Origin of the sequence: Streptomyces sp. NPDC056479, assembly GCF_042795335.1 — a bacterium.
Classification (GTDB): domain Bacteria; phylum Actinomycetota; class Actinomycetes; order Streptomycetales; family Streptomycetaceae; genus Streptomyces.
The window spans coordinates 966,388-991,573 of sequence record NZ_JBHTRZ010000002.1 but is presented as its reverse complement, the minus strand read 5'-3'; the positions used below and the strand labels follow the sequence as shown (position 1 = coordinate 991,573).

The 25,186-nt window shown below is 72.0% G+C and carries 15 protein-coding genes; 13 read left to right on the top strand and 2 right to left on the bottom strand.

The features are described 5' to 3' along the window. Window position 1 precedes the first annotated feature (1 nt). Window positions 2-2,932, top strand: coding sequence for a hypothetical protein (locus ACFQ6S_RS10545; RefSeq protein ID WP_383405929.1), 2,931 nt, complete (start codon window positions 2-4; stop codon window positions 2,930-2,932). A gap of 78 nt (window positions 2,933-3,010) precedes the next feature. Here the strand turns inward: ACFQ6S_RS10545 and ACFQ6S_RS10540 are convergent, their stop codons facing one another. Continuing rightward, the gene (locus tag ACFQ6S_RS10540; protein WP_383405926.1) at window positions 3,011-4,111 is read right to left on the bottom strand and encodes a mannose-binding protein; all 1,101 of its coding nucleotides are present in this window, start codon (window positions 4,109-4,111) and stop codon (window positions 3,011-3,013) included. A gap of 478 nt (window positions 4,112-4,589) precedes the next feature. On the opposite strand from ACFQ6S_RS10540, the gene ACFQ6S_RS10535 reads away from it, so the two are divergent. From ACFQ6S_RS10535 to ACFQ6S_RS10520, 4 genes are all read left to right on the top strand, one after another. After that, on the top strand, window positions 4,590-5,342 hold the full coding sequence (locus ACFQ6S_RS10535; protein WP_383405923.1) for a type VII secretion system-associated protein: 753 nt from the start codon (window positions 4,590-4,592) through the stop codon (window positions 5,340-5,342). After that, window positions 5,339-6,535 carry a ricin-type beta-trefoil lectin domain protein gene (locus ACFQ6S_RS10530; protein ID WP_383405920.1) on the top strand — a complete coding sequence of 399 codons (1,197 nt, stop codon included), beginning with the start codon at window positions 5,339-5,341 and terminating at the stop codon, window positions 6,533-6,535. The genes ACFQ6S_RS10535 and ACFQ6S_RS10530 overlap by 4 nt, the downstream gene beginning before the upstream one ends. A 152-nt stretch (window positions 6,536-6,687) precedes the next feature. After that, window positions 6,688-10,005: a right-handed parallel beta-helix repeat-containing protein gene (locus tag ACFQ6S_RS10525; RefSeq protein ID WP_383405917.1), complete on the top strand. Its 3,318-nt coding sequence runs from the start codon at window positions 6,688-6,690 to the stop codon at window positions 10,003-10,005. Beyond that, the gene (locus ACFQ6S_RS10520; protein ID WP_383405915.1) at window positions 10,002-11,240 is read left to right on the top strand and encodes a S8 family serine peptidase; all 1,239 of its coding nucleotides are present in this window, start codon (window positions 10,002-10,004) and stop codon (window positions 11,238-11,240) included. Before ACFQ6S_RS10525 ends, ACFQ6S_RS10520 begins: the two co-directional genes overlap by 4 nt. A gap of 92 nt (window positions 11,241-11,332) precedes the next feature. On the opposite strand, the gene eccCa is transcribed toward ACFQ6S_RS10520, so the two are convergent. Beyond that, window positions 11,333-15,331, bottom strand: coding sequence for a type VII secretion protein EccCa (eccCa, locus tag ACFQ6S_RS10515; protein ID WP_383405912.1), 3,999 nt, complete (start codon window positions 15,329-15,331; stop codon window positions 11,333-11,335). Window positions 15,332-15,784: 453 nt separating this feature from the next. Here eccCa and eccD point away from each other — a divergent pair, with 453 nt between their 5' ends. The 8 genes from eccD (at window position 15,785) to ACFQ6S_RS10475 (ending at window position 25,138) form a co-directional block, all read left to right on the top strand. Then, a complete protein-coding gene (eccD, locus tag ACFQ6S_RS10510) occupies window positions 15,785-17,191 on the top strand; it encodes a type VII secretion integral membrane protein EccD (protein WP_383405909.1) in 1,407 nt (468 codons plus the stop codon). Window positions 17,192-17,231: 40 nt separating this feature from the next. Beyond that, complete coding sequence (eccB, locus tag ACFQ6S_RS10505) at window positions 17,232-18,791, top strand: type VII secretion protein EccB (RefSeq protein WP_383405906.1); 1,560 nt, start codon at window positions 17,232-17,234, stop codon at window positions 18,789-18,791. A 484-nt stretch (window positions 18,792-19,275) separates the two neighbouring features. Then, a complete protein-coding gene (locus ACFQ6S_RS10500) occupies window positions 19,276-19,611 on the top strand; it encodes a hypothetical protein (protein WP_383405903.1) in 336 nt (111 codons plus the stop codon). 89 nt (window positions 19,612-19,700) lie between these two features. After that, window positions 19,701-20,009: a WXG100 family type VII secretion target gene (locus ACFQ6S_RS10495; protein WP_381452153.1), complete on the top strand. Its 309-nt coding sequence runs from the start codon at window positions 19,701-19,703 to the stop codon at window positions 20,007-20,009. A gap of 170 nt (window positions 20,010-20,179) precedes the next feature. Then, window positions 20,180-20,644: a type VII secretion system-associated protein gene (locus ACFQ6S_RS10490; RefSeq protein WP_383405900.1), complete on the top strand. Its 465-nt coding sequence runs from the start codon at window positions 20,180-20,182 to the stop codon at window positions 20,642-20,644. A 162-nt stretch (window positions 20,645-20,806) separates the two neighbouring features. Then, window positions 20,807-24,115: an AAWKG family protein gene (locus tag ACFQ6S_RS10485; protein ID WP_383405897.1), complete on the top strand. Its 3,309-nt coding sequence runs from the start codon at window positions 20,807-20,809 to the stop codon at window positions 24,113-24,115. 181 nt (window positions 24,116-24,296) lie between these two features. Continuing rightward, complete coding sequence (locus ACFQ6S_RS10480) at window positions 24,297-24,761, top strand: YbaB/EbfC family nucleoid-associated protein (RefSeq protein ID WP_383405895.1); 465 nt, start codon at window positions 24,297-24,299, stop codon at window positions 24,759-24,761. Between the two features lie 2 nt (window positions 24,762-24,763). Then, window positions 24,764-25,138, top strand: coding sequence for a hypothetical protein (locus tag ACFQ6S_RS10475; RefSeq protein WP_383405892.1), 375 nt, complete (start codon window positions 24,764-24,766; stop codon window positions 25,136-25,138). The last annotated feature ends 48 nt before the right edge of the window (window positions 25,139-25,186 follow it).

Sequence of the window (25,186 nt, the reverse complement as noted above, 5' to 3'; positions counted from 1 at the left end):
GATGCCGATCACACCCCAGACCACCGACGAGCTGTACCAGGCGCTCCAGGAGAACGACCGGCGACCCTACGGCCGCACCCGCACCGTCACCGCCGAGGAACTCGCCGACGCCGCCGAACAGTTCGCCGAGCCCGTCCCGCTCGTCCACGCGCTCCTCGAACTGCAGGAGGCGTACACCTACGGCTCCGAACCCCGGAAGTCACCCGTCGTCTTCGCCCGCCTGCTCACCCTCTTCGACGAGCAGCCCGACGTCTTCGACGACCGCCTGCGCCACCTGCTGTTCTGGCGTTTCAAGTGGGTGGGCCACGCCCTGCGCCAGCTGCCCGAGATACCGCTGGCCAGCCTGCGCCAATGGCTGACGGAGATGCGCGACCGCTACGAGAAGGCAGACCTCGGTCTCCAGCCCTACTACGGACAGGCGTACCAACTTGCCGCCCACGTGGGGGAGGACACCACCCTCGCCTACGAACTGTGGGCGAGCCGCACCCGCACCCGGCTCAGCGACTGCGAGGCCTGCGAGATCTGCGAACGCGCCCTGTACCACCTCGCGGCGGGCGACGACGAGCGGGCGCTGCACACCTGGGAACCCGTCCTGGCCGGGAAGGAATCCTGCCAGGAGGAGCCGGCCCGCTCCGTCTCGTACGCCCTGTTGCCTCTGCTGCGCACCGGCCGCACCGACCAGGCCCGCGAACTGCACCTCACGGGCTACCGCGGCTGCCGCCGCAACCCCTCGATGTCCCAGGAGGTCGGCCGGCACCTGGAGTTCTGCGCGCTGACCGGCAACGAGGCACGCGGCCTGGAACTGCTCGCCGAGAACCGAACCCTCTTCGACGAGGTCGACTCGCCGCTGGACCAGCTCGGCTTCCTCACCGGCGTCGAGGTCCTCCTCCAGCGCGTCGAGCTCCTCGGCCACGGCGAACTGCCCGCAGCCGGGTACGCGGGCCGCACCTGGACGGCGACCGAACTGCGCGCCGAGGTGCGCGGTCGCGCCGACGACCTCGCCGCCCGCTTCGACGCCCGCAACGGCACCACGGCCCACACCGACCGCCGGGGGCCCCGCCTCGGGCGGCCCCCGCTCCTCGACGCGCTGGAACTGACCCTGCGTGCCCGCAGCCTCGACGACGTGGCCCCGCCCGCCCCGGTTCCCGCGCCCGCCGCCCCCACGGTCGCCGCCGTCCCCGACTCCTTGCCCGAACTCATCGTCCACGCAAGGACCTTGGAGGAGCAGGGACACCCGGACGCACAGGCCGGCTGGGCCCGCCTGCGCACGCTCGTTGCCGCCCGCGACTACACCCACCCCGACGGCGCGGCCGTGGGCCCGCTCGTACAACTGCGCGCGGACCTGCTGAACGACGAGGCGAGCCGGGCCGGTGAGAAGGACGACTACGCCGTCTCGGCCGACCTCCACGAGGAGGCCGCGGCCCTGTACGACGACGCCGGACTGCCGGGCCACGCGGCGCTCGCCCGCGCCTGCGCCCTGCTCGCCACCGCCGAGATCCCCGCAGAGGGCACGGCCGGAGCCGAGGCGAAGGCCGCCGAGCTGACCGCCGTCCACGCGTCGATCGTCCGCCTGCACGAGGAGACGCCCGGCCTGGCTCCCTACCTGGAAGCCCGCCTGCTGCGGCTGCGGGCGACCGCACTCGCGCTGCGCCTGCAGACCTCACCCGGCGAGGAGCACGTCGCGCCGGTCCTCGCTGAGGTGGACCAGCTGCATGCCTTCGCCTCTCGGCACGACATCGCCGGGCAGATCTCCGGCGCCCAGCTGCTGCGGACCAGCACCTACGCCATCTCCGGCGACCTGCCCGCCGCGGTCACCGAGATCGACGCCCTCCTCGACCGGCTGAAGACGCACGGCCCCGCCTGGCACCTGCCCCGCACCCTCGGGCTGCGCGGCCGGCTCCAGCTCGGCCTCCGGGACGCGCAGGCCGCCCACGCGGACCTGTCCGAGGGCCTGCGACTGGCCGCCGACTGGCCGGCCGACGCGATCGACACCAGCCGCCTCCACGGTGATCTGGCCGAGGCCTGTATGCGCCTCGGCCGCCCCGACGAGGCACTGCGGCACCTGACACGCGCGGCGGAAGTGGACCTTCGCCGGGGCAACCGGACGGACGCGTTCTGCGCGTACGGCAACGCGGCCCAGCTCAGCCTCGACCTGGGCCGCGTCGAGGACTGCATCGCCCTGCTCGACTCCCTGCTGGCGGAACCGGACGTCGCCGCCGGAGAGCTGGACGACCGAGTCGCGGCCCAGCTGCGCCTGACCCGCGCCCGTGCGCTGCACGAGGGGGAGGACCTCAAGGCCGCCACGGCGGAGTTCGTCGCCCTGGCCGCCGAGTCGGCCGGCTGGGACGACGACCCCGGAAGCCACGCCATGATCGCCGCGGAGACGGCCGTACTCCTCGGCGAGTCCGGCGAGTTCGGCCCCGCCCGCGAGGCCGCGGACCAGGCACTCGCCGCGCACGCCCGGGCCCCGCGTTACGAGCAGCTCAGCAACTGCCTGCGTGAACTCGCCCGCCTCCAGGCCCAACAGCAGGGCCCCGACGGCCTGGCCGAGGCCCTCGCCTTCCTCACCGACGCCGGCCGGATCGCCGAGGAGGCCCGGACCGCCGAGTACGAGGCACACGGCCGCTCCCTGGACACCGCCCTGGCCTACGAACGCGGAAGGGTCAACGCCTACGTCGGCGAGTACGAGGAGGCCCTGGCCGCCCTGGAGAAGGCTCTCTCCCTGCTCGGCGAGCCGGGACCGGAGGACGACCACGCCGGTGAGTGGGCCGAATGCGTGCGCCTCGCGGGTGCCGTGGAGGGCATCTACCTGGAACGCCCCGCCCCCGCCCTCACCCGCCTCGACACGGCCGTCTCCCGCCTGACCGCCTCGGGCCACACCGAGGAGAGCGAGTCGTTGAGCGCCCTGGCGGCCCAGCTGCGCGACGAGTAGTGACGTGACGGTGCCGGGGCGACGATCCGCCCCGGCACCGGGCCCTCTTGCCGGGGCACCGTGCCCCGCCGAAGAGTGTCAGGTCGACCAGACCACCCCGCCGTTGTGCACGATGACCACCTTGGCGTCGGACCGCAGGACGAGCTGGGCGCCCTCGTGGCCCCAGGTCTGGGAGGCCCAGATCGGGCGATCGTCGCCGTCGTGGATGACGAGGTTGCCGTCCTGCTGGAAGATCGCCCGGTGGTTCGCGCCGAATGTCATGGACGCCCAGATGGGGTTGCCCTGCTCGTTGTAGACGACGAGGTTGCCGTCGGTCTGCATCACCATCCGGATGCGGTTGGTGGTCCAGGCCTGGTTGACCTCCAGGACGCTGGTCGCGAAGACGGTCTCGGTGCTCCAGTCGGGCTTCGGGCTTGCCTTGGGCTTGGGCTTCGGCTTGGGCTTCGTCTCCGGTGTGTCGCTCGGGCTGGGCTCCGGCGCGGGCGGGGCGGGCTCGGGTGCGCTGATCTTGGGCGGCTCGCTCTTCTTCGGCTTCGCCTTCTTCGGCGACGGGCTGGGCTTCTCGGCCACGTAGTCGTCGAGGGCGGCCGGGGCGGAGGTCGGGTTCAGGACGGTGTCGGAGCCCTCAGCGGCCAGCCCCTTGGCGGAGTTGCCGGGCCCGTCGTCCTTCTCGCTCCCGGCCAGGAACAGCGGGATGGCGATCAGCGCGGCGCCGGCGATCGCGGCCCCCGCCAGGATCGGCTTGCGGGGGCGTCCGCTGCCGACGCCGGTTCTGGTCCTGGCAGTGGGCGGCGTAGTTCCGACGGCCGCCGCCACGGCGGCGCGCTGCTCGGGTACATCAGTGGTCCCGGCGGCTGGTGCTGATTCCGGGGGTGAGGGCGGGGTGGCGGTGCTCTCCCCGGCCCTGGTCGCGTTGGACTCTGTCCCGGAGGTGCTGGATTCCGCGCCGGTGGTGCCGGATTCCGCGCCGGTGGTATCGGGTTCCGTCCCAGTGGTGCCGGACTCCGTCCCGCCGGTCCGAGATCCGGTCCCTGAGGTGTCGGACTCCGCCTCGGGGGCCGGGACTTGGCTCGGCGCTGCCACGTCCGGTGTGGAGGACGCGGGCGGTAACGCGGCCTCCCCTGCGCGGGCGGCGGCCGCCTCCGCGTTCGCGCCGGGGGTGTGGTGCTCGGGGGGCATGCGGTACTCCTCCTCGGTGGCGGAGCTGTCGGTGGTGGGCTGGGCCCGCCCAGTGGCGGCTGGACGAACGCCGGGCAGCCCGGCGGGGCGTGGGCGAGTGCCGTGCCCAGGCGGGCCGGTCCGCCCGGTCCCGGTCGTCGAGGCGCACTTGACCCGCCGCGGTCGAGGCCGCAGGCCGATCCGACGCCTGTCCGAGCTGCGAGGTCTTGCCGTGGCGCCCAACTTAGCCCGTACCGCGGACGATCAGCCGTACTACCCCCTCAACTCTCCCGTCGCTTTGTCCACTCCCGCCTCCCTGCTCCCGGAAAGTCCCTCACTCGGGCAGCAAACGGGCACGTGGGCGCCCGATTCGGACCCTGCCTGCTCCGCAACGGGCGGGGCTCGTGTGGCATCCTGGGGCTCCCCGATCTGATCATCGTCGGCGCGCGCACTCCGTCGGCACCCAAGTGTTCGTACCGACCCAAGAGTTCAGGTGGAGATGAGGCCCGGACAACGGCAAGAGGGCGGGCATGACGGCCTGTCCGCGATGCCCGACGGCACCGGTCCGGCCGCCGCCGAGTCACCCGGCACCGAAGACGCCGGGGCCACCGACACACCCGAGATACCCGAGGCCGTACGGGCCGCCGCCCGCAGGGCGCCCGGCCACTGGATCGGCGTGGTGGACGCGGAGTGGACGCAGAACCGGACGCCGCCCCAATGGGCGGTGCTGGGGGAGTGGCAGTCGGACGAGAGCGGGGATGTGGGGGAGTATCGCCCCAACCCGGCATATCGGCCCTCGGCTCGGGTGCTCGGCTGGCCGGAGCCCACCGACCCGGTCGACGCCGCCGCGCAGCGGGCCGCCACCGGCTACGGCTCGGTGGACGAGGCGCTCGCGGCGCTCGCGGAAGCGGAGATCACCGTGGTGCGCGGACCGGACGGCGGTCCGCTCACGGCCGCCGGGCTGGACGGGGCGCCCGTGGTGCTGTCGTTCACCTCACCGGCACATGAATTCATGTCCGAGGCACTTCGGCATGACACGGTTCCGGCACGGGAGCTGGCCCGTTCACTGCAGGGTTCGGACACCCTGCTGATGGTCAACGCCGGTGGCGCGGCCCCTTTGCTCGTCCCGGCGGACACGCTCCTCGATCCCTTACTCGAGCCGGGAGCCGAGCGGGCAGTCGCGGCACCCTCCGAGTACCGGACCCACAGCTCTTCTGAACCCCGGCCCCCCACCACACGGAGGACCCCGTGACGCGTCCGGTCCAGCACACTCCCACCTCCCCGAGGGCGGAGTCCGGTTCCGCCGCCGAGGAGACGGCCGCGACCGCCGCCGTCGCCGAGCCACAGGCGGAGGTCGAGCCCGCCGAGGCGAAGACCGCGGCCGAGGTGGAAGCGACCACCGCTGAGGTCGAGGCCTCTGAGGTCGAAGAACGGGCCGCGGAGGCAGGCCGGACCACCGAGCCCGTCGCCGAAGCCGGACCCGAAAGCGTCGCGGCCCCCGGCGGTCGGCCCGACTCCGAAGCGGAGTCCGAGTCCGACCCCGGTGCCGCCGCGGCGGCGAAGAGCCGGCTGCCCGCCCTCGTGCGGACCATGACCGCGACCGCCATCGACCGGCCCCAGCAGCAGTCCGCTCACGTGGGGCGGCCGGGCAAGGCGGTGCTGGCCGGGGCGGCCATCGCCGGCGCGTTGCTCGTGTCGGTGCCGTTCCTGGTGCTCACCGGGGGCGACGACAAGGACCCCAAAGCCGCGCCGGCGGGAGGAACCGTGCTCGGCGGCGGTTCGCAGGAGGCGCCGGGCGACTTCGTGGTGACCCAACCGGACAGCGGTGCCTCGGGCGACGGCGAGAAGAGCTCCGCCAAGCCCGCCAAGCCGGTGCGGGAAACCCCCGCGGGTGCGGCGACCCAGGGCGCGGGCAAGGGCACGCCGAAGCAGGACGCCGGTCAGAAGGACCAGCCCAAGGGGGACACGGGCCAGCGGGACCAGCCGGCGAAGTCGAGCGGTGACAAGGCGTCCGGCGGCGGCAACGACCAGCCCGCGAACCCCGGTTCGGGCGTGACGTTCAGTGCTCCGGTCTCCGTGCGCAGCCATCTCTCCGGCCGCTGTATCGACGTACCGAACGCCGACTTCGGCGACGGCAAGAAGCTGTTCGTGTGGGACTGCAACAACGGCGTGGCGCAGAAGTGGCAGTTCGCCTCCGACGGCACCATGCGGATCAACGGCCTGTGCCTGGACGTCGCCAACGCGAATTACAGCGACGGCACTCCCATCCAGATCGCCCGGTGCAGTGGCAACGCCGCCCAGAAGTTCGTCCTCAACGAGCGTCACGACCTGGTCAACACCGTCGTCGGCAAGTGCGTCGACATCAAGGACAACAACACGGGCAACGGGGCCTGGCTGCAACTGTGGACCTGCGCCGGCACCGACAACCAGAAGTGGAGCGTCTGACCGTCCGGCAGACGCCTTCAGGCCGAGAGCATCGCTCCCGGCATCCGCCCGCCCCGACGGGCGGGCATGATGGCACCGTCGGCTCGCCGACACGCGTCCCCGCTGACCGGGGGCGCTCGCTGAAGACGCCGCCCTAGCAAGGAGGTTGGTGCGTGTCGCGCCAGGTACTGACGGTCGGTCCCGGGGACCGGGATCGCTACCGGACGATCGGTGAGGCACTCTCGGCTGCCCGTACCGGCGCGCTGATCAGCGTCCGGCCCGGGACGTACGCGGAGAACCTGGTGATCCACACCCGGGTCACCCTCACCGCCGCCGAGGGGCGGGGCACGGTCGAGATCCGGCCGCGTTCGGGCAGCGTGCTCGCGCTGCGCGCCGACGCCGTGATGCTCTCCGAGCTGACCCTGCGCGGCGGCGACGCCGAGCTGCCCGCCGTGGACGTCCGGCGCGGTCAGGCCGCCCTCGACGGCTGCGAGATCGTCGGCGCCGCCTGGACCGCGATACTGGCCGGCGGCACCGGCTCCCTCGCGCTGCGGGACTGCCGGGTCAGCAACCCGCAGGGCGCGGGCATCGTGGTCACCTCGACCACGCCCACCACCGTGGAGTCCTGCACGCTGGAACACCTGGGCACCAGCGGCCTGGTCCTCGCCGAACAGGGCGAGGCCCGCCTCCGCGGCTGCACGGTGCGCGCCGCCCGCGGCAACGGCCTGCTCGCCAACGGGGAGGCCACCGGCAGCGTCGAGGACTGCGACATCTCCTCCACCGACAAGCCCTCCATCGCCCTGGAGCAGAACTGCTCCGTCACCGTGATCCGCACCGTGGTGCACGACACCAGTACCGGTGTGCACCTGAGCAGCGCGGGCCGTACGACACTGGAGGACGTCCGCGTCACCGGGGCCTCCGGGAACGGGATCGCGCTGGCCGGGGGCACCGATCCGGTGCTGCGCCGGTGCCGCGTCTCGCGCACCCGAGGCCATGGCGTGCTGGTCACCGACCGGGCGCGCGGCACGTTCGAGGACTGCTGGGTGGACGGCGCGCAGGGCGCGGCACTGCGGGTCGCGGGGGCGGCCTCGCCGGCGCTGACCGGCCTGACGGTCCGTGACTGCGATCAGACCGGACTGCTCCTGGAGGAGGACTCCGCGCCGGAGCTGGACCGCCTGGAGGTGATCGGGGGTTCCCCCGCGGTCTCGGTGCGAGGCGGCGCCAACCCCCTGCTGCGCCGGGCCCGGCTGGTGGAGCCCTCCGGAGACGGCATCGTGGCCGGCAAGGACGCCCGCGGCCGTGCAGAGGACTGCGAGATCGTCCGGCCGAAGGGCGCCGGTGTGCGCGTGGCGTCCGGCAGCACCCTCTACCTGGCCGGTGGCGGGGTCTCCGACACCGCCACCAGCGGCCTGGTCGTGGAGGACGGCGGCAACGTCACCGTCCGCGACTTCCGTGTGGAGATATCCGGCGAGGAAGGCGTGGTGGTCGCGGCGGGCGGCGAGCTGACCGCCAACCGCACCACGGTGCACGCTCCCCAGGGGCACGGCTTCCTCCTCCGTGAGGGTGCGCTCGCCTCGCTCAGCGGCTGCGAGGTCAGCGGCGGTGCCCAGGACGGCTTCCGGGTGGAGTCCACCGCCCCCGTCTCGCTGGTGAACTGCCTGGCCCGGGAGAACGAGGGCGGCGGCCTCGTGCAGACCACGCCCGGCGAACGACTCGCCGTGGACGGCCTCAAGAGCAACGGCAACGGCAAGCGGGACGCCTGGGGCACCGGGAGCGCCGAGAACACCGACCCGGCCGGCTCCGGCGCCGCGGACGCGCCCCCGCCGGACCGCGTGGACGGCCCGCTCGGCGCCCTCAACGCGCTGATCGGCCTGGAGAACGTCAAGCAGCAGGTGGGCACCCTGGTCAACCTGACCCAGCTCGCGCAGCGCCGTGAGCAACTGGGCATGTCCGCACCGCCGATGAGCAGACATCTGATCTTCGCCGGCCCGCCGGGCACCGGTAAGACCACCGTCGCCCGCCTCTACGGGGCGATCCTGGCCGAACTGGGTTCCCTGCGCAGCGGGCATCTCGTGGAGGTCTCCCGCGCCGACCTGGTCGCACAGGTCGTCGGCGGCACCGCGATCAAGACCACCGAGACCTTCCAACGGGCCCTCGGCGGCGTGCTGTTCATCGACGAGGCGTACACGCTCACCGCGGACAGCGGCAACGGCGGCGCCGACTTCGGCCGCGAGGCGGTGGACACCCTGCTGAAGCTGATGGAGGACCACCGCGACGACGTCGTGGTGGTCGCGGCCGGTTACTCCCGCGAGATGGAGTCCTTCCTCGGCTCCAACCCCGGCCTCGCCTCCCGCTTCTCCCGGACCGTCGAGTTCGAGAACTACTCCGTGCCCGAACTGGTCGCGATCATGGAGAACATGTGCGCCCAGCATCAGTACGAACTGGGCGAGGGCACCGCGGACGCGCTGGCGGCGCACTTCGAGGCGATGCCCAGGGACGCCGGATTCGGCAATGGCCGTGCCGCGCGTGGGGTGTTCGAGGAGATGGTGGACCGGCAGGCGGTCCGTCTCGCCTCCCAGGCACAGGTCGGCGAGCACGACCTGCGGCTGCTGCTGCCGGAGGACGTGTCCGCCACGGCCGCCGCGAAGGCCGCCGAGTCCGGTGTCCCGGACGACGACCCGCTGACCCGTCTCGGCGACATGATCGGCCTGGCCGAGGTGAAGCGCGATGTGGCGGACCTGGTCAACCTCATCACCACCGCCCGCCACCGGGCCGCCGCCGGGCTGCCGGTGCCCTCGCTCAGCCACCACCTGGTCTTCACCGGCCCGCCGGGCACCGGCAAGACCACCGTCGCCCGTCTCTACGGCGAGATCCTCACCCAGCTCGGCATCCTGGCACGGGGCCAGTTGGTGGAGGCGGCCCGTGCCGACCTGGTCGGCCGCTACATCGGCCACACCGCCCAGCTCACCCGCGAGGTCTTCGAACGGGCCCGTGGCGGCGTGCTGTTCATCGACGAGGCCTACACCCTCACCCCGCAGGGCGGCGGCGCCGACTTCGGCCAGGAGGCGGTGGACACCCTGCTGAAGCTGATGGAGGACCACCGCGACGAGGTGGTCGTCATCGTCGCCGGCTACACCGACGAGATGACGCGCTTCCTCGCCTCCAACCCCGGGCTGTCCTCCCGCTTCCCGCGCCGGATCGGCTTCGCCGACTACTCCTCCGAGGAACTGGTCACGATCGTGCGCGCACAGGCCGCGAGCATGGGCTACGAGTGCGGGCCGGGCACCGGTCCGGTGCTCAAGGCGTACTTCGACGCGGTGCCCCGGGACCGGTCGTTCGGCAATGCCCGGCTGGCCCGGCAGGTGGTCGAGTCGATGGTCACCCGCCAGGCGGGGCGGCTCAGTTCGCTGGCCGCGCCCACCCTGGACGACCTGCGCATCCTCATTCCCGAGGACGTCGCGGTCGCGTCCCCGAAGGGGGCCGGACTGTGAAGCCGCCCGCCCGCGGGGCGGCCCGCCTGCTGTCCGGCGCCGGCCTCGCCGCCGCCCTGCTGCTGCCCGCGGCCGTTCCGGCACATACGGCACCCCACACGGGGATGCCGACGGCCGACGGGAAGAAGGGCCAGGAACTTCCCGCGATGCCCTCCTCGCTCGATCCGGAGGCGGAGGAGGCGAACTGCACCGCCGCCTCCCGGGAGAAGGCGCAGAAGCAGGACTGGTCACGTCAGCGCCTCGACCTGGACCGGCTGCACGGGCACGGCACCGGTGCGGGCGTCACCGTCGCCCTGATCGACACCGGCGTCGCCCCTGACGCCGCCGGCCTCGACGGCCGGGTGACCGCCGCCGGCGCGGCCGCCGACGACTGTGTCGGACACGGCACCTTCCTGGCCGGGCTGATCGCCGGAACCGGCTCGAGCCTCGCCGGAGTCGCCCCGGGCGCGAGGATCCTCGCCCTGCGCGGCACCGACACGCGCGGTGAGCCGAGCCCCGCACTGGTCGCGGAGGCGGTACGCGAAGCCACCGAAGCCGGGGCCGAGGTGATCGCGGTCACGGTGGCCCTGCCGCGCCGGGACACGGACCTGACCCGCGCGGTCGCCGACGCCCGCCGCGCGGGCGCGGTCGTGGTCGCCGCGGCCACGCTGGACCCGCCGTCCCGGGGCGGCACCGACGAGATCCCGTCCCGCGTGTACTGGCCTGCCGGGGAACCCGGCGTCCTCTCTGTCGCCGACATGCTCCCCGGCGGCGTACGCCCGGACAACTCCCTGCCCACCACGGGCATCGACCTGGCCGCCCCCGGGGCCGGAGTGGTCTCCGGGGGCCCACGCGGTGACGGGCACTACCTCGGAGCCGGTGCCTCGGTCGCCGCCGCATACGCCGCCGGATCCGCCGCGGTGGTCCGCGCCGCCTACCCGGACGACTCGCCCGACGCCGTCACCCGCCGCCTGACCGCGACCGCCTATCCGGCCGACATCCCGCAACTGGATGCCTATGCCGCCGTGACCACCGTCCTCGGCGGCTCGGGTGGGGCGGCCGGCGCCGAGCGCGCCGCGGATCGCGTGACCGTCCGCGATACGGCCGCCGCCGACCGCGCCGTGGACCGTGCCACCCTCTTCCTCCTCCTCGGCTCCGCCGCCGTACTCACCGTCCTGTGGGCCGCCTTCACCCTTCCCCGGGCGCGTGCTCGGGGCTGGCGCCCGGCGAGGGCGGGCGGATCGAGCGAGGACTGAGCCGGAGCGCCGGGAGGCGACCGCAATCCGTGATGCCGACGGCGGGGGCCACCACAGGTGGCCCCCGCCGTGTGTCTCACCGTCCCGTTCCCTCAGCCCTCCTGCCCGCGGCCCGTCTCCACCAGCGCCGTCTGCATCAGCCGTGACTTGCGGCGGGCGATGTGCTGGGCCCGGCCGGGCGGAAGGTTGACGGGCTTCGCGTTGCCGAAGAGGCGGCCTTCGGTGGGCGGGCACGACAGGAGTACGGCGGGGTTGTTCGCCTCGTCGAGGCGGCGGATGAGGGAGTCGCTCAGGCCCCGTCCCGCACCCATCGCGCTGCGGGCGACGATCAGGTGCAGGCCCATCTCGAAGCCGAGGGTCAGATGCTCGAAGAGCGGCTCGAAGGGGCTCTGGAAGGAGTTGCTGGAGACCATGTCGTAGTCGTCGACCAGGATGAACAGGCGAGGGCCGGTCCACCAGTCGCACTTGCGCATCCGGGCGGGGGCGATGTCCGCGCCGGGGACGCGGGTCTTCAACCCGCGGGCCGCGCCGTCGATGGTCTCGGTGAGGTTGTCCAGGGAGATCACGTGCCCGATGCGGTACTCCTCCGGGATGGCGTCCACCAGCGTGCGCCGGTAGTCCACCGCGATGATCTTCGCCTCGTGCGGGGCGTAGCGGGCGGTGATGCCCTGCGTGACACCGCGCAGCAGGTTGGTCTTGCCGCTCTCCGTGTCGCCGACCACGATCAGATGCGGGGTGCGGCTGAAGTCGTGCCACACCGGCTCCAGGGCGTCCTGGTCGATGCCGAGCGGTAGACGCATGCCGCCGCCCTCGGTGGGCTCGGGCGCGGGGAGTTCGGCGAGCGGCAGCCGGTGCGGCAGCATCCGGACCTGCGGGGCGGCCGGGCCGGACCAGTGCCTGGCGACCTCGCCGACGAGGTGGGTGACCCCGTCGCCGAGGTCCTCGAGGGAGCCGCTGCCGTCCAGGCGGGGCAGGCCGGCGAGGAAGTGCATCTTGCTGTCGGCGGTGATGCCCCGTCCTCCGCTGCGCGGCACCGAGCGGGCCTTGCGGGTGTCGATCTCGGAGTCCATCGGGTCGCCCATCCGCAACTCCAGGCGGGTCGCCGCCTGATCACGGACCTGTGCGGACAACTCCACCCAGCGGGTGGTGGTGATGAGCAGATGGATGCCGTAGTTGAGGCCACGGGCGGCGAGTTCGTTGAACTTCGGGACCAGTTCGTCGTAGTCCTGACGGACCGTGGACCAGCCGTCGACCACCATGAACACGTCGCCGAAGGGCTCTTCGGGGAACTCCCCGGCGGCCCGGCGACGGCGGTAGGACTGCATGGAGTCGAGGGTGTGGTCGACGAAGAACTGCTCGCGCCGGGCGAGCAGCGTCATCACCTCGGCGACGGCCCGGTGCACCCGCTCCGGGTTGAGCCGCGCAGCGACACCGCCGACATGGGGGAGCCCGGCGAGCTGGGAGAGGCCGCCACCGCCGAAGTCGAGGCAGTAGAACTGGATCTCGGCGGGGGTGTGGGTGAGGGCGAGGCCGGCTATCAGGGTGCGGGCGAGGGTCGACTTGCCGCTCTGCGAACCGCCCGCGATGGCGACATGGCCGCCGGCCCCCGAGAGGTCCACGACCAGCGGATCGCGGCGCTGGTCGAAGGGCTTGTCCACCAGACCCACCGGCACCCGCAGTCTGCCGGTCCCGGACCAGCCGGCCGCGCTGAGGCCGCGCTCCGGGTCGGGCGCGATGCCGGGGAGCAGCGCGTCCAGCGGGGACGGCTCGTCCAGCGGCGGCAGCCACACCTGGTGGGCGTCGGGGCCCGAGTCACGCAGCCGGTCCAGAGCCACGTCGAGCAGGGTCTCCTCGTCGCCGGTCTCCTCGACCTCCGGCTCCGGGTCGGGCGTGGGGTCGAGCGTGCGGGGCACCACCCAGCCGCTGGTCCACGGCACCACCTGACTGGCCACCCGGGCCTGCACCACCGCGCCGGTGCGGCGCCGGTACGTACCGGAGGAGTAGGCGGCCCGGAAGCGGGTCAGGGCTTCCACACCGGACTTCAGATAGCCGCTGCCGGGCTGGGCAGGCAGTTCGTAGGCGTCCGGCACGCCGAGCACGCCGCGGCTCTCCATGGCGGAGAAGGTGCGCAGGCCGACCCGGTACGACAGATGGCTCTCCAACTGGTGCATGCGGCCCTCGTCCAGACGCTGCGACGCCAGCAGCAGGTGCACGCCGAGGGAGCGGCCGAGGCGGCCGATCATCACGAACAGGTCCATGAACTCGCGGTGCGTGGAGAGGAGTTCGCTGAACTCGTCGACGACCACGAAGAGGCTGGGCAGCGGGGTGAGGTCCGCCCCGGCGGCGCGGGCCCGCTCGTACTCCAGGGCGGAGGTGTAGTTGCCGGCCGCGCGCAACAGCTCCTGGCGGCGGATGAGTTCGCCGTGCAGGGCGTCCTGCATGCGCTCCACCAGGGCGACCTCGTCGGCGAGGTTGGTGATGACGGCGGAGGTGTGCGGCAGTTCCTCCAGGCCGAGGAAGGTGGCACCGCCCTTGAAGTCGACCAGGACGAAGTTGAGCGTCTCGGAGGAATTGGTCAGGGCCAGGCCGAGGACGAGGGTGCGCAGCAGTTCGCTCTTGCCGGAGCCGGTGGCGCCGATGAGCATGCCGTGCGGGCCCATGCCGCCCTGCGCGGACTCCTTGATGTCCAGCTCCACCGGACGGCCGTCCACGCCCACCGCGATCGGCACCCGTAGCCGGGCGGAGCCGGTGTGCCTGGCGAAGAGGGCCTTCGGGTCGTGCCGGTGCAGGTCGGGGATGCCGAGCAGGGTGGTCAACTCCACGTCGGAGTCCAGGGGCTGCGCGATGTCGCTGCCCAGGCTGATCCGGCGGGAGGCGAGCAGCCGGGCCAGCGACTCCGCGCCGAGCGGGCCGAGCCGGTCCGGCCGGCCGAGCGGCACCGAGCGCTCCTTGCGACTGCGGTCGGTACGCACCAGGCTCACCTGGTCCGGTCCGACGGTCAGCCGCAGCGTGTTGCGGCCGGGCCGCCAGCGCAGCGCACCGGAGACGTCCAGCACCACGGCGTTGCGATATCCGTGCCCCTCCCAGCGATGGCCTTCGGGGACGGTGATGCCGTCCAGGACGACCACCGTGTAGGGCTCGTCACGGCCCGGACGGGCGTCCGGGTCGAAGCCCGGGCGTTCGGCGAACTCGGCGCCGAGCAGGTCGTCCAGCTCGGTGAGGTCGGCGGTGATCCGGCGGATCTGGCCGGCGCCGTCCTCCTCGTGCGGGTGCAGGGCGTGCGGCAGCCACTTGACCCACTCCCAGTCGGGCCGCTGCTCGTCGCTGACGCAGAGGGCGATCCACAGCTCCTCGGGCGCGTGGAACACGGCGAGCTGGCCCAGCGCGGCGCGCACCAGGGCGCGTACCGCGTCGGTGCCGGGGTCGCCGGCCGGGTTCCCGCCGCTGCGCTCGGCCGGCTCCTCGGCCGGTGTCTCCTCGGGGCGCACCATGACGCGCGCCGAGGAGCGCAGATACAGACCGAGGGGCTGCTCGGGGATGGTGGAGTAGGCGCGGATGAAGCGGCGCAGGGCGTGCGCGCAGAGCGGTTCGAGGTCCTCGACCGGGCGGGTGGAGACCGGGTTCAGGGTGAGGGCGAGCTGCTGCTCGCCGACCGCGAGCCGGACCTCGCCGAAGTCCTCGTCGGCCGGGCGGCGTTCCCACAGCCGTGTGGTGCGGGCCAGCGAACGCAGTGACGCGGGCTCCGGGTGGCGCCAGGCGAGCGCCCGCTGCTGCTCCACGATGGTGGCCCGGACCCGCTTGCGGGTCTGCGCCAGATAGCGGAGGTAGTCGCGGCGTTCGCCCTTCAGACGCTGCTTGCGCTCGCTGGAGCGGCGCATCAGCTGACCCAGCAGCATGGCGCCGGCGGACAGCGCCATGACGCCCATCGCCAGATACATGAAGACGCCGTTGCCACCGCCCGGACGCAGGAACATCAGCATCATCGACACCGACATCAGCGCCATCGGCAGATACGTCCATATCGCCGAGGTGTCGGGCACCGTCTCGGCGAGGACGGGCGGCTCCTGGAGGGTCAATTGCCCTTCGGGCATCTCGGGTCCGCGCCTACGGGCCGGCCGGCGAAACAGCACCACACTCAAGGAACAGAACCTCCGGTTTCACTGGCTTTCCGGCCCGCGCCGAATACCGGTACTCCGGTAGCCGGAAAGACCGCACCGCGCTCATTTTCCGGGGACCCGGGTACGCGGTGAACGCCGGATGAATGTTGAGGGCGGAAAGCAGGGAGCGGTCAACTCCCCCACCATGCAACTGCATACCGGACACGGCGTCCGGTCCCCAGCGCGATCCGGCGGGCGTAGGCAGTAGTCTGCATTCACGAAACGCGACCTGTCCACGCGGGAGAGGTGGTTACCGGGCACACGGACGCAATTCCCCCGCCCGACCCCCGTGTTCTGGCCCGTGCGGACCTTCCGTACTCTTCGCACTGCCCCCGTCCTGGGGAAGTCCTCCTGCCAAACCCCCCACGGAAGACGAGAGTTCAGCTGATGACCGACAGCGCGGTGGCCGAACTGTGCCGCCTGACCGTACGTGCGCCGAGCGTCTCCGTCGATCTGGCCGTACCCGCCGACGTGCCGGTCGCCGATCTGCTGCCCACGCTGCTGCGTTATGTCGGCGAGGAAGCCGAAGAATCCGGGCTCGACCACGCCGGCTGGGTGCTTCAGCGGCTCGGTGACGCCCCGCTCGACGAGGAGACCACCCTCGCGCGAGCCGGACTCGCCGACGGGGACGTGCTCTATCTGCGCCCGCACACGGAGGCGCTGCCCGAGGCACGGCTCGACGACCTGGTGGACGGGATCGCGGACACCGCGGGCCGGAGGCTGCACACCTGGCACCCCGAGGCGGCCCGTGGGCTGCTGGTCGGTGCCACCGTGGCGACCGTGGCGGCCGCCCTGGTGCTGGTCTTCTGGCCGGGGGTGACCGGCTCCGGTTCCACGAAGGCGGCCTGCGCGGCCGTGGCGGGAGTGCTGCTGCTCGCGGGCGCGGGCACCGCGAGCCGCGCGGTCGGCGACCGCCTCTCCGCGACCGCGCTCGGCCTGCTGGTCGCGCCCTGCCTGGCACTGGCCGGCTGGGTGCTGCCCGGCGGCGATCTGACCGGCCCGGACGCGGCGCGCGTCGCGGGCGCGCGGCTGCTCGCGGCGGGCGCTGCGGGTGCCGGCGGCGCGGTCCTGGCGCTGGCCGCCACCGCGGTCGGCGCCCCGGCCCTGCTGGGCACCGCGGTCGTGTCGGTGGCCATCGCGATCGCCGGGGCGCTGATCGGCTACACCGATCTGGACGTGCCGGCGGCGGTTGCGCTGGTCGCCACGGTGTTCGTGCTCGCGGCCGGGACCGTGGCACCGTTCGCCTTCAAGCTGGCCGGGATGCGGATGCCCGCCCTGCCCTCGTCCGCCGGCCAGCTCCAGGAAGGCATCGAGCCCTACGCGGGCAGCGAGGTCGCCGAGCGCACCGAACTGGCCGGACGCTGGGTCACCGCGCTCTTCGCCGTCACCGGCGTCATCGCCGCGGCCGCCCTGGTCGTCCTCGCCGAACGGCCGGACCTGCCCGAGGTGTTGACCGCGCTTGCCCTGAGCCTGCTGCTGCTTCTGCACTCCCGAGGGCTGGTGCACATCGGGCAGCGGCTGACCCTGGCGGTACCCGGGATCTGGGGGCTGCTGCTGCTCGCCCGCACCTGGGCGTCGGACAGCGACGGCGACGGGCGACTGGTCGTCTTCGCGGTGCTGCTCGGCGCCGCGGCCGCACTGGTCATCGCCGCCTGGACGGTGCCCGGCCGCCGGATGCTGCCGTACTGGGGCCGTGCGGCGGAAATGGCGCACACCGGCATCGCCGTCGCCCTGCTGCCGCTCAGCCTGTGGGTGGCGGGACTCTTCGGCTGGCTGCGCGGCCTGTTCGGCTGAGCACACCCGCACTGCGGCAAGAGAACGAGTAGGAGAGGCCGTGCAGTCCAAACGCGATCAGGTCCACGCCCACAGTTTCATGATGGGCAGGCTCAGTTCGGGCCTGCTGATGGCCGACCCGGACGCCCCGGAGAGCCCGCTCGGACGCACCACCCGCGGCGTGGTCTTCGGTGTGCTGGCCACCGTCCTGATCGGCGCGGGCGCCACCGTCTACGGCCTGCTGCGTCCCGGCGGCAACGACGCCTGGCGCGACGGCGCGAACCTCGTGGTCAACCGCGACACCGGCGCCCGCTACCTGTGGACCGGTACCGACGGCGTGCTGCACCCGGTACGCAACTACGCCTCGGCGCGACTGATCGGCGGCTCCGACCTGAAGACCGTGGACGTCGGCACCGCTTCCCTCAGGGACGTCCCGGTGGGCGCCCCGGCCGGCATCCCCGGCGTCCCCGACGCCGTGCCCGAGCCCGGCCAACTCGACGACGGCGCCTGGCACATGTGCGTCACCGGACCGGACGGCGCGCTGCCGGACACCTCCGGTGCCGTGGCGAGCACCGGCGTGGAGAAGCCGGGTGCCACCACCCTGGTGGCCGGGGCGCCGCTGGACTCCCGCGGCATCGACGGCGACCGCGCGATGCTGGTGCGCGGGCCGGACGACGCCGAGTACCTGGTGTGGCGGGGCAGCAGGCTGCCGCTGGACCGCACGTCCGACGCCCGTAACGCTCTCGGCTACGGCTCCGAGCAGCCGATGCCGGTCACGGCGGCCTTCCTCGACGCGCTCGCGCCCGGACCCGTCCTGAAGCCGCCCACGGTGCCGGGGCGCGGCGAGGAAGGTCCCGTGCTCGGTGGCGAGCCCAGCCGGATCGGCCAGCTGTTCAAGGTCAGCGTCCCCGGTGGCGACAGTACCTACCACCTGCTGCGCAAGGACGGTCTGGTGCCGCTGACCCGGCTCGGCGCCGCCCTGGTGCTGGGCGACCCGGCCACCCAGAAGGACGCCTACGAGGGACGCTCGCCCGAGGTGCGCACGGTCGGTGCCGACGCGCTGCGCGAGCACCGGGCCACGGACCAGGGCGCCGGCGCCTCCGAGGAGTTGCCGGACGCGCCCCCCGTCCCGCAGTCCGCGCCACGCGGCACCGCGCTCTGCGCGCAGGTGGACGGCGATGACGGCGGCGTTCGGATCAGGTCGGTGCTGGTGCCGCTGACCCGGCTCGCCCCGGTCGCGGTGTCCGCGGGCACCGCTCAGCCGCTGCGGCCGGCCTGTGTCCCGGCCGACGCCACAGTGGTCCGGCCCGGCCGGGGCGCCCTGGTCCGGGCCCTGCACGCCAGCGGCGCCGCGCACGCGGGAACGACCTATCTGGTGGCGGAGAACGGCGTGAAGTACCGCGTCGCCACCAAGAATGCGCTGGCCGCGCTCGGTTACGAGACCGCGGACATCGGCTCGGTCCCGGCGCCGCTGCTCGCGGCCCTCCCGACCGGTGCGGACCTCGACCCGGCCGCCGCCTCGGGAGAGGCGGACCCCAAGGTGACGGCGCCGCAGTGCACTGCCGCCGCGGGGCGGGGCGAGGGGCGCACCGAGGAGGACAAGGCGGACACCTCACGCTGATCACGGCAACGGGTGCATTCGGCGCCGATGAAAAGGAAAAGGGCGCGGCAGCATAAGTATTGAGCCAAAGTCGGTGCCGATGTGTGAAGTCCCCGATGCGTGAAGTCCGCAGAGCAATCAGCGGATCGGGCGCGGCGGCAACCTCAAACAAAGCTCAGATATTTCGGCCGGTCATGCCCGCGAAATCCCGAGGAAGCGCTTTCAATGCCGGATGCGGCTCTCCACGATGCCCGTTCGCCTTCTACGCGTGCCCGTTTCCCGCCCGCCTCGCGTCGCCCGCCGAGGCGGCGCACGTCCCTGCGCCCGGCCGGCGGGCAGGCTTGTTCATTTCGCTGAAACCTCGGCACAACTCCCTTGCCACGCAAGAATTCTGGGGCGAGCTGACTTAAGCTCAAATCTTCCCTGCGCGCGTTGCGCGGAACGCTGGCTTCTCTTTAGCCTCAGCGGGCAACGACGAGACAGGGCTGAACGAAGGGAGCGCGACATGGCGGACAGTGCCGCGAGGAAAGCGGACTATGCCAAGGGCTTGGGGGGTGTCTCCTCCCTGGAGTCGGCCCGGAGCCAGGTCGAGAAGATCCAGAACAACGTCAGCGAGATCGCCGCGCGTTCGGGCGTCGGCGGCGACGAGGGTCAGGCCCTGCTGAAGCTCTTCCGCAGCTGGACCGCCGAGTCGCAGAAGGTCGTCGTCCAGATCAGCAAGATGGTCGACGCGCTCCAGGAGAACGTGACCTCCGCCAATCGTCTGGCGCAGGAGAACCAGGACCTGACCGAGGTCCTCAACAGCAAGACCAGCCAGGGCGTCTTCGAAGCGCTGCGCTGACCGACCCGCAGCACCGGTCCCGCCACGGCGAGGGCCGGACCCCTTGAGCTTCCCGGGCCCCGCGCCCGGCCGTTCCGAGAGGAGACGTCATGGCCGACGGCATCATCGACGTGCAGTACCCCGTGGTCCGCAATGCCATCGAGGAGTTGATGGCCCAGACCCAGCAGATCATCACGACCCTCAACAACCTGGAGGACGAGCTGAAGCCGCTCGTCAACTCCTGGGAGGGTTCGGACCAGGAGACCTACCGCCAGGTGCAGGCGGAGTGGGACCAGGCCACCAAGAACATGGCCCAGCTCCTCGGCGACAACGGCGAGCTGATCCAGACCATCCACGACAACCACTCCCGCGACGAGCGCAAGAGCGCCGACAACTGGGGGAGTGTGCGGGCCCGTTAGGGCGCTGCCGGAATTTCCCCCGCGGCACGTCGTGGAGCGGGCGGGAATCTCCGGACCGGCCCGCTTGCCCCCGTGCGGCACGCGGGCCGCCGGCCCGGCCGGCGTCCGTACGCCGGGCGCCCGCCGGGCCCCGTATCCCCGTCCCGCACCAAGCGGCAGGAGGACGTCCCATGGCCGGTGAGAAGGCCGACGTCAAGCATTTCGACCTCAAGCAGATGGAGAACTTCCGGGACAACGAGGTGCAGCCGGTCTACACCGCCGCGAAGAAGCACAAGGAGGAGGGCGACGGGTCCCACATCCGCCCGCTCGGCCACCTCATCGACGGACACACCACCCCGGACAACCTCGCCCAGGACAAGCAACTCCTGCGCATCGGACGGATGGTGACCGAACCCCTGGTCTCGGGACCCAAGCTCATCGAGGACATCCGTACCGCGGCCACGGCCATCGACAAGCTGCTCGGTGACCAGATGGAACTCTTCAAGGAGCTGAAGGAAGCCCTCACCGAGACCATCGAAGAGGCCAACAAGACCAAGGACAAGAACCTCGACGCCATCGACGCCCAGACGCTGCTCCAGACGTTCGACGAGGTCGACACCCTGACCGCCGGCAGCACCGGCGATCCGGAGGACTAGGGCTCCCGGCACAGAGCTGATTCCGCGAGACATGCCCTAGGTCGTGTCCGCAAAGTCCCCTCGTCCGCCCGGTGCGGCGAGAGCGCGTGCCGGGCGTCGCGGGGCAGGCGGGACTTTGCGGACACGGCCTAGTCCTGACCAACCGAGAAGAAAGGGCGCCCGGTGGCCGATCGGTACGATCCCAACTCCGTCGCCAACCTCGACAAGTTCGACAACGCAGGCGACCCGTCGACCGACACCTGGGCCACCCTGGTCACCCACATCACCGGCTATCCGGTGCCGGACCGCAACACCGTCTTCGACACGCTCCGCTCGGAACACGGCGGCAAGCTCTTCCGGATGGACATCAAGGAGCGCAGCCTCAGCCTGCTCGTCAAGGACTCCGGCTTCCTGACGAACAAGGGCGAGGACTACGACATCTGGTTCTTCGACAGCGGCAAGAAGCGGTCGATCATGCAGGCCCGGATCGTCTTCGAGGGCCGGGTGAAGGACGGCGAGGAGATCATCTTCGCCGGTCCGGGCTCGGACAACGTCAATGACGCGCAGGTCCGTGAGGGCAACGAGTTCACGGACTACAACAAGGACAAGATGAGCACCATCCCGCTCGCCCGGTACATGAACGGGCCGCGGGCGGCGCTTCTCGGCCTCTTGGGCGGCAACACCCAGGACGCCCGGTTCAGCAACCTGGGCGTGCCCGGGGCCGACGTGGTGGACCTGAACTCCTTCAACACCACAGGCGAGTCCTTCGACTTCGCCGCCAAGTTCTTCAAGGACCACGCGGTGGTGCTGAAGGACTGGGAGGACCGTTTCGGCCGGGACGACGCGAGCTGGAAGGGCGAGGCCGCGGAGGTCTTCCGCAGCCTGCTGAAGAAGATCCGCGAGAACTACGACAGCTACGTCGAGACCTTCAACGAAAGCCCCGGAGCCGGCGACGGGACCGGCACCGGCGGCACCGTGTACTCCCGCGCCCTGTCGCTGGGCCGCAAGTACCTCGAGGACGCCGCGAACAAGCTGCTTCAGGCATGGCTCGCCTGGGCCAAGTCCTCGTACTACGACCCGCACCAGGTGCTGCGCTACGTCCTGGACGACCTCGCCCAGTGGGTCGACGCGAACAACGTCGCCAAGACGGACATCAAGTCGTACACCTCCCGCTACACCACGACCGTCAGCCACAGCCCGCAGGCCGGGTTCACCCAGGTGCACCCGGAGTACGGCGATCTCACCGACATCGCGAACTGGGCGAAGGTCGGTGACAAGGCGGTCAAGATCTGGAGCCAGGGCGTCAACGAGTACCTGGGCAAGCCCGCCGCCGAGGTGCAGTCGAACCTGAACAACCACTTCCTCGACCTGGGCGACGACTTCTCCGACAACGTGCCCAAGCCGAAGTCGACCAGCACCGCCTCGGAGGAGTACGAGGAGCGCAAGGCCGAGGAGGAGCAGGAGGAGATCAACCGGCAGAACGAGGAGAACCGCAAGTACCAGGACGAGCTGCGCGCGGAGCAGGAGCGGCAGCGCGAGGAGGACCGCAAGTACCAGGAGGAGCTCCGCGAGGAGCAGAACCGGCAGCGGGAGGAGGACAAGAAGTACCAGGACGAGCTGCGCGACGAGCAGAAGCAGCAGCGCGAAGAGGACAAGCGCCTCCAGGACGAGCTGCGCGACGAGCAGAACCAGCAGCGCGAGGAGGACAAGAAGTACCAGGACGAGCTGCGCGAGGAGCAGCGGCGTGAGCAGGAGGAGGCCAAGCGTGAGGCCGAGGAGCAGGCCAAGGCCGTGCAGGAGAGCCTCGGCGGCATCAACGACCCCAACGCCGTCACCGAGCAGAACCTCGGCAACCTCGACGCGCTGAGCCCGACCACGGTCACGGAGAGCCTCGGCGACCTCGGCGACGTCAACAACCCGGGCGGCGACCAGCAGGCCTTCACGTCCACCCCGCCCCCGGTCACCACGAACCTGGGCAACCTCGGGTCGCTGAACGGCGGACCGGGCGGGACGAACAACTCCGCCAACGACGCGATCACCCAGAACCTCGGCAACCTCGGCGGCCTGAACACCGGCGGCGGCTCCGTCAAGACCCCGACCGGTGGCAGCACCCAGCTCGATGCCGGCAAGCTGACCACCGACTTCCCGGACGGCAGCAGCACCAGCTTCGACCCCGACAGCGGGGTGCTCACCACCACCCACCCGGACGGCAGCGTCACCACGCAGAACCTGGGCGACGGCACCAGGGTGACCAACCCGGACGGCTCGGTCACCTCCCTCGGCGACGACGGCAAGCTGACCACCACCTTCCCCGACGGCAGTGTCCAGACCGTCGACCCCACGACCGGACAGATCAGCACCACCGACGCCGACGGCACCACCACCACCCAGAACCTCGGCAACCTGGGCGACCTCAACGGCCAGAACAACCCGGCGGACCTGGGGGACCTCGGGGACATCAACTCCGACCTGCCCACCCAGTCGGAGGGCGACCTGGGCGACCTCGGGAACCTCAACAGCCGGTCCGGCCTCGAGACCCCGACCGGCGGCAGCACCCAGCTCACGGGCGACGACATCGCCACCGAGTTCCGCGACGGCAGCAGCATCAGCTTCGACCCGGACAGCGGCCTGCTCACCAGTACCAACCCGGACGGCTCCACCACGACCACCGACCTCACCCACGGTGCGCAGGTGACCAACCCGGACGGCTCCGTCACCAGCCTCGACAACGGCCAGCTGACCACCCACTTCCCGGACGGCAGCACCCAGGTCATCGACCCGGACACCGGCATCGCCACCGTCACCGACCCGCAGGGCAACACCGAGACGGTGAACCTGCACGATCTCAACTCGCCCGGCGACTCCGACAGTTCGAACATCCTGGACGGCCTCGGCGATCTGGAGAGCATCGGCGGCCTCAACGACACCGGTGGCGGTGACGGCACCTCCACCCGGGACCTGTCGCTCTCCGACCTGGGTGTCGGGGGCGGCGCGAGCGCCGGAGCCTCCGGCGGCGGCCTCTCCGGGGAGAGCTACCTCTCCCCGGACGGCTCGGGCGGAACCGGCGCCGAGCCCCTCTCGGACGGTACGGCCGACAGCGCGGGCACCCCGCTCGCTGCCGCCGCGACGGCCGGGACCCCTGGCGCGCCCGGCATGCCCGGCAGCCCCGGCATGCCGATGGGCGGCATGGGCGCGGGTGGCATGGGTGCGGGCGGCGACAAGGGAAACGGCGAGCGGGTGCGTGCCGTTCTGGTCGACGCGGCCGAGGAGAGCGAGCGACGCAACCGCCGACGGCGCAGCCCGTGGAACCGCCAGGAGGACGACGACACCTTCCTGGCCCCGGCCTCCCGGGTGACGACGACGGGCGGCGAGTCCCCCGAGGAGGAGGCGGAGCAGGGCCGCAGGGCCACCAGCTCCGCCGACTACCTGGAGGAGGACGCGGACGTGTGGGGCACCGAAGAGGGCGGCACCCCTGCCGTCATCGGACGGTGAGCACCGTACGGCTCCGGCTCGACCAGCGCGCGGAGACGCATCCCACGTGGCTCCCGGCTTCCGCGGCGGGGGCCTCACCAGGCAGGATCAGCAGGGCAGTTGAGGGACCGGCAACCACGACCGGGCGCACGGACCGGTGTCCGGAAGCGCGCGGAGACCGACGGAGAAGGCAGGAGCGGGCGTGACCGAACCGCTGGAGAAGCGTCTCGAGAAGGCGATGGCCGAACTCCAGGCCGCCCAGGAGGCGGTCGCGCGCACCGAGCGCGAGCTGCGGCAGGCGTCGTTCGCGGTGCTCTCCTCCGACCGCGCGGTCCGCGCCACCGTGGGCCCGCAGGGCGAGCTGTCCGGGATCGAGTTCCTGGAGAACAAGTACCGCGACATGTCCCCCCAGGAGCTGGCCGCCAGCGTCCTGGAGGCGGCGAACGCGGCGCGCCTGAAGATGAACCGGCACGTGATGAAGGCGATGGCACCCTTCGCGGAGCCCAGCAGCAACGTGCCCGAGCTGAAGGGCTTCGAGCTGGACTGGGAGCGGATCTTCGGCCCCGAGGTGCTGGGCGACGACGCCGAAGACACCGCGCACACGACGCGCGACGGCCAGGCCACCCCCGCCTGGCGGGACGCGCTCGGCGAGGACGGGGAGGACTGAGGATGGGACAGCGGTACTACGTCGACCCGAACCGGATCGAGGCCCTGGCCAGGCAGCTGGAGGAGATCGGCACCCTGTCCAAGAGCATCACCGAGGAGTTCCTCGACGATCTGGCGCCCACGGTCACCTGGCCCGGTACGGACGGCGAGTTCGCCGAGAAGGCCAAGCCGCAGGAGCAGAAGGAGCGGCAGACCACCAAGGAGACGATGATGTCCATCCGCGACGCGGTCGTGGGCATCACCGACGCCACGGTCAGTCAGGTCCGCATGATGAAGGACACCCGCGACCGCAACATCGAGGACGTCGAGCGGGTCAACAACCGCATCGAGACCGATGGGCTGAACGGCGACGGCCCGGGCGGGCATGGCCGTCGCTGACCTCCGCACCGCCGGCCGCTCCCACAGCACACGGGGAGCGGCCGCTCC

Bases quoted from the DNA above. Each gene is read 5' to 3' on its own strand.
- eccD (WP_383405909.1), top strand. From the start codon at position 15,785: ATGACCGACAGCGCGGTGGCCGAACTGTGCCGCCTGACCGTACGTGCG.
- eccCa (WP_383405912.1), bottom strand. From the start codon at position 15,331: ATGCCCGAAGGGCAATTGACCCTCCAGGAGCCGCCCGTCCTCGCCGAG.
- ACFQ6S_RS10500 (WP_383405903.1), top strand. From the start codon at position 19,276: ATGGCGGACAGTGCCGCGAGGAAAGCGGACTATGCCAAGGGCTTGGGG.
- ACFQ6S_RS10545 (WP_383405929.1), top strand. From the start codon at position 2: ATGCCGATCACACCCCAGACCACCGACGAGCTGTACCAGGCGCTCCAG.
- ACFQ6S_RS10535 (WP_383405923.1), top strand. From the start codon at position 4,590: ATGAGGCCCGGACAACGGCAAGAGGGCGGGCATGACGGCCTGTCCGCG.
- ACFQ6S_RS10495 (WP_381452153.1), top strand. From the start codon at position 19,701: ATGGCCGACGGCATCATCGACGTGCAGTACCCCGTGGTCCGCAATGCC.
- ACFQ6S_RS10475 (WP_383405892.1), top strand. From the start codon at position 24,764: ATGGGACAGCGGTACTACGTCGACCCGAACCGGATCGAGGCCCTGGCC.
- ACFQ6S_RS10490 (WP_383405900.1), top strand. From the start codon at position 20,180: ATGGCCGGTGAGAAGGCCGACGTCAAGCATTTCGACCTCAAGCAGATG.
- ACFQ6S_RS10540 (WP_383405926.1), bottom strand. From the start codon at position 4,111: ATGCCCCCCGAGCACCACACCCCCGGCGCGAACGCGGAGGCGGCCGCC.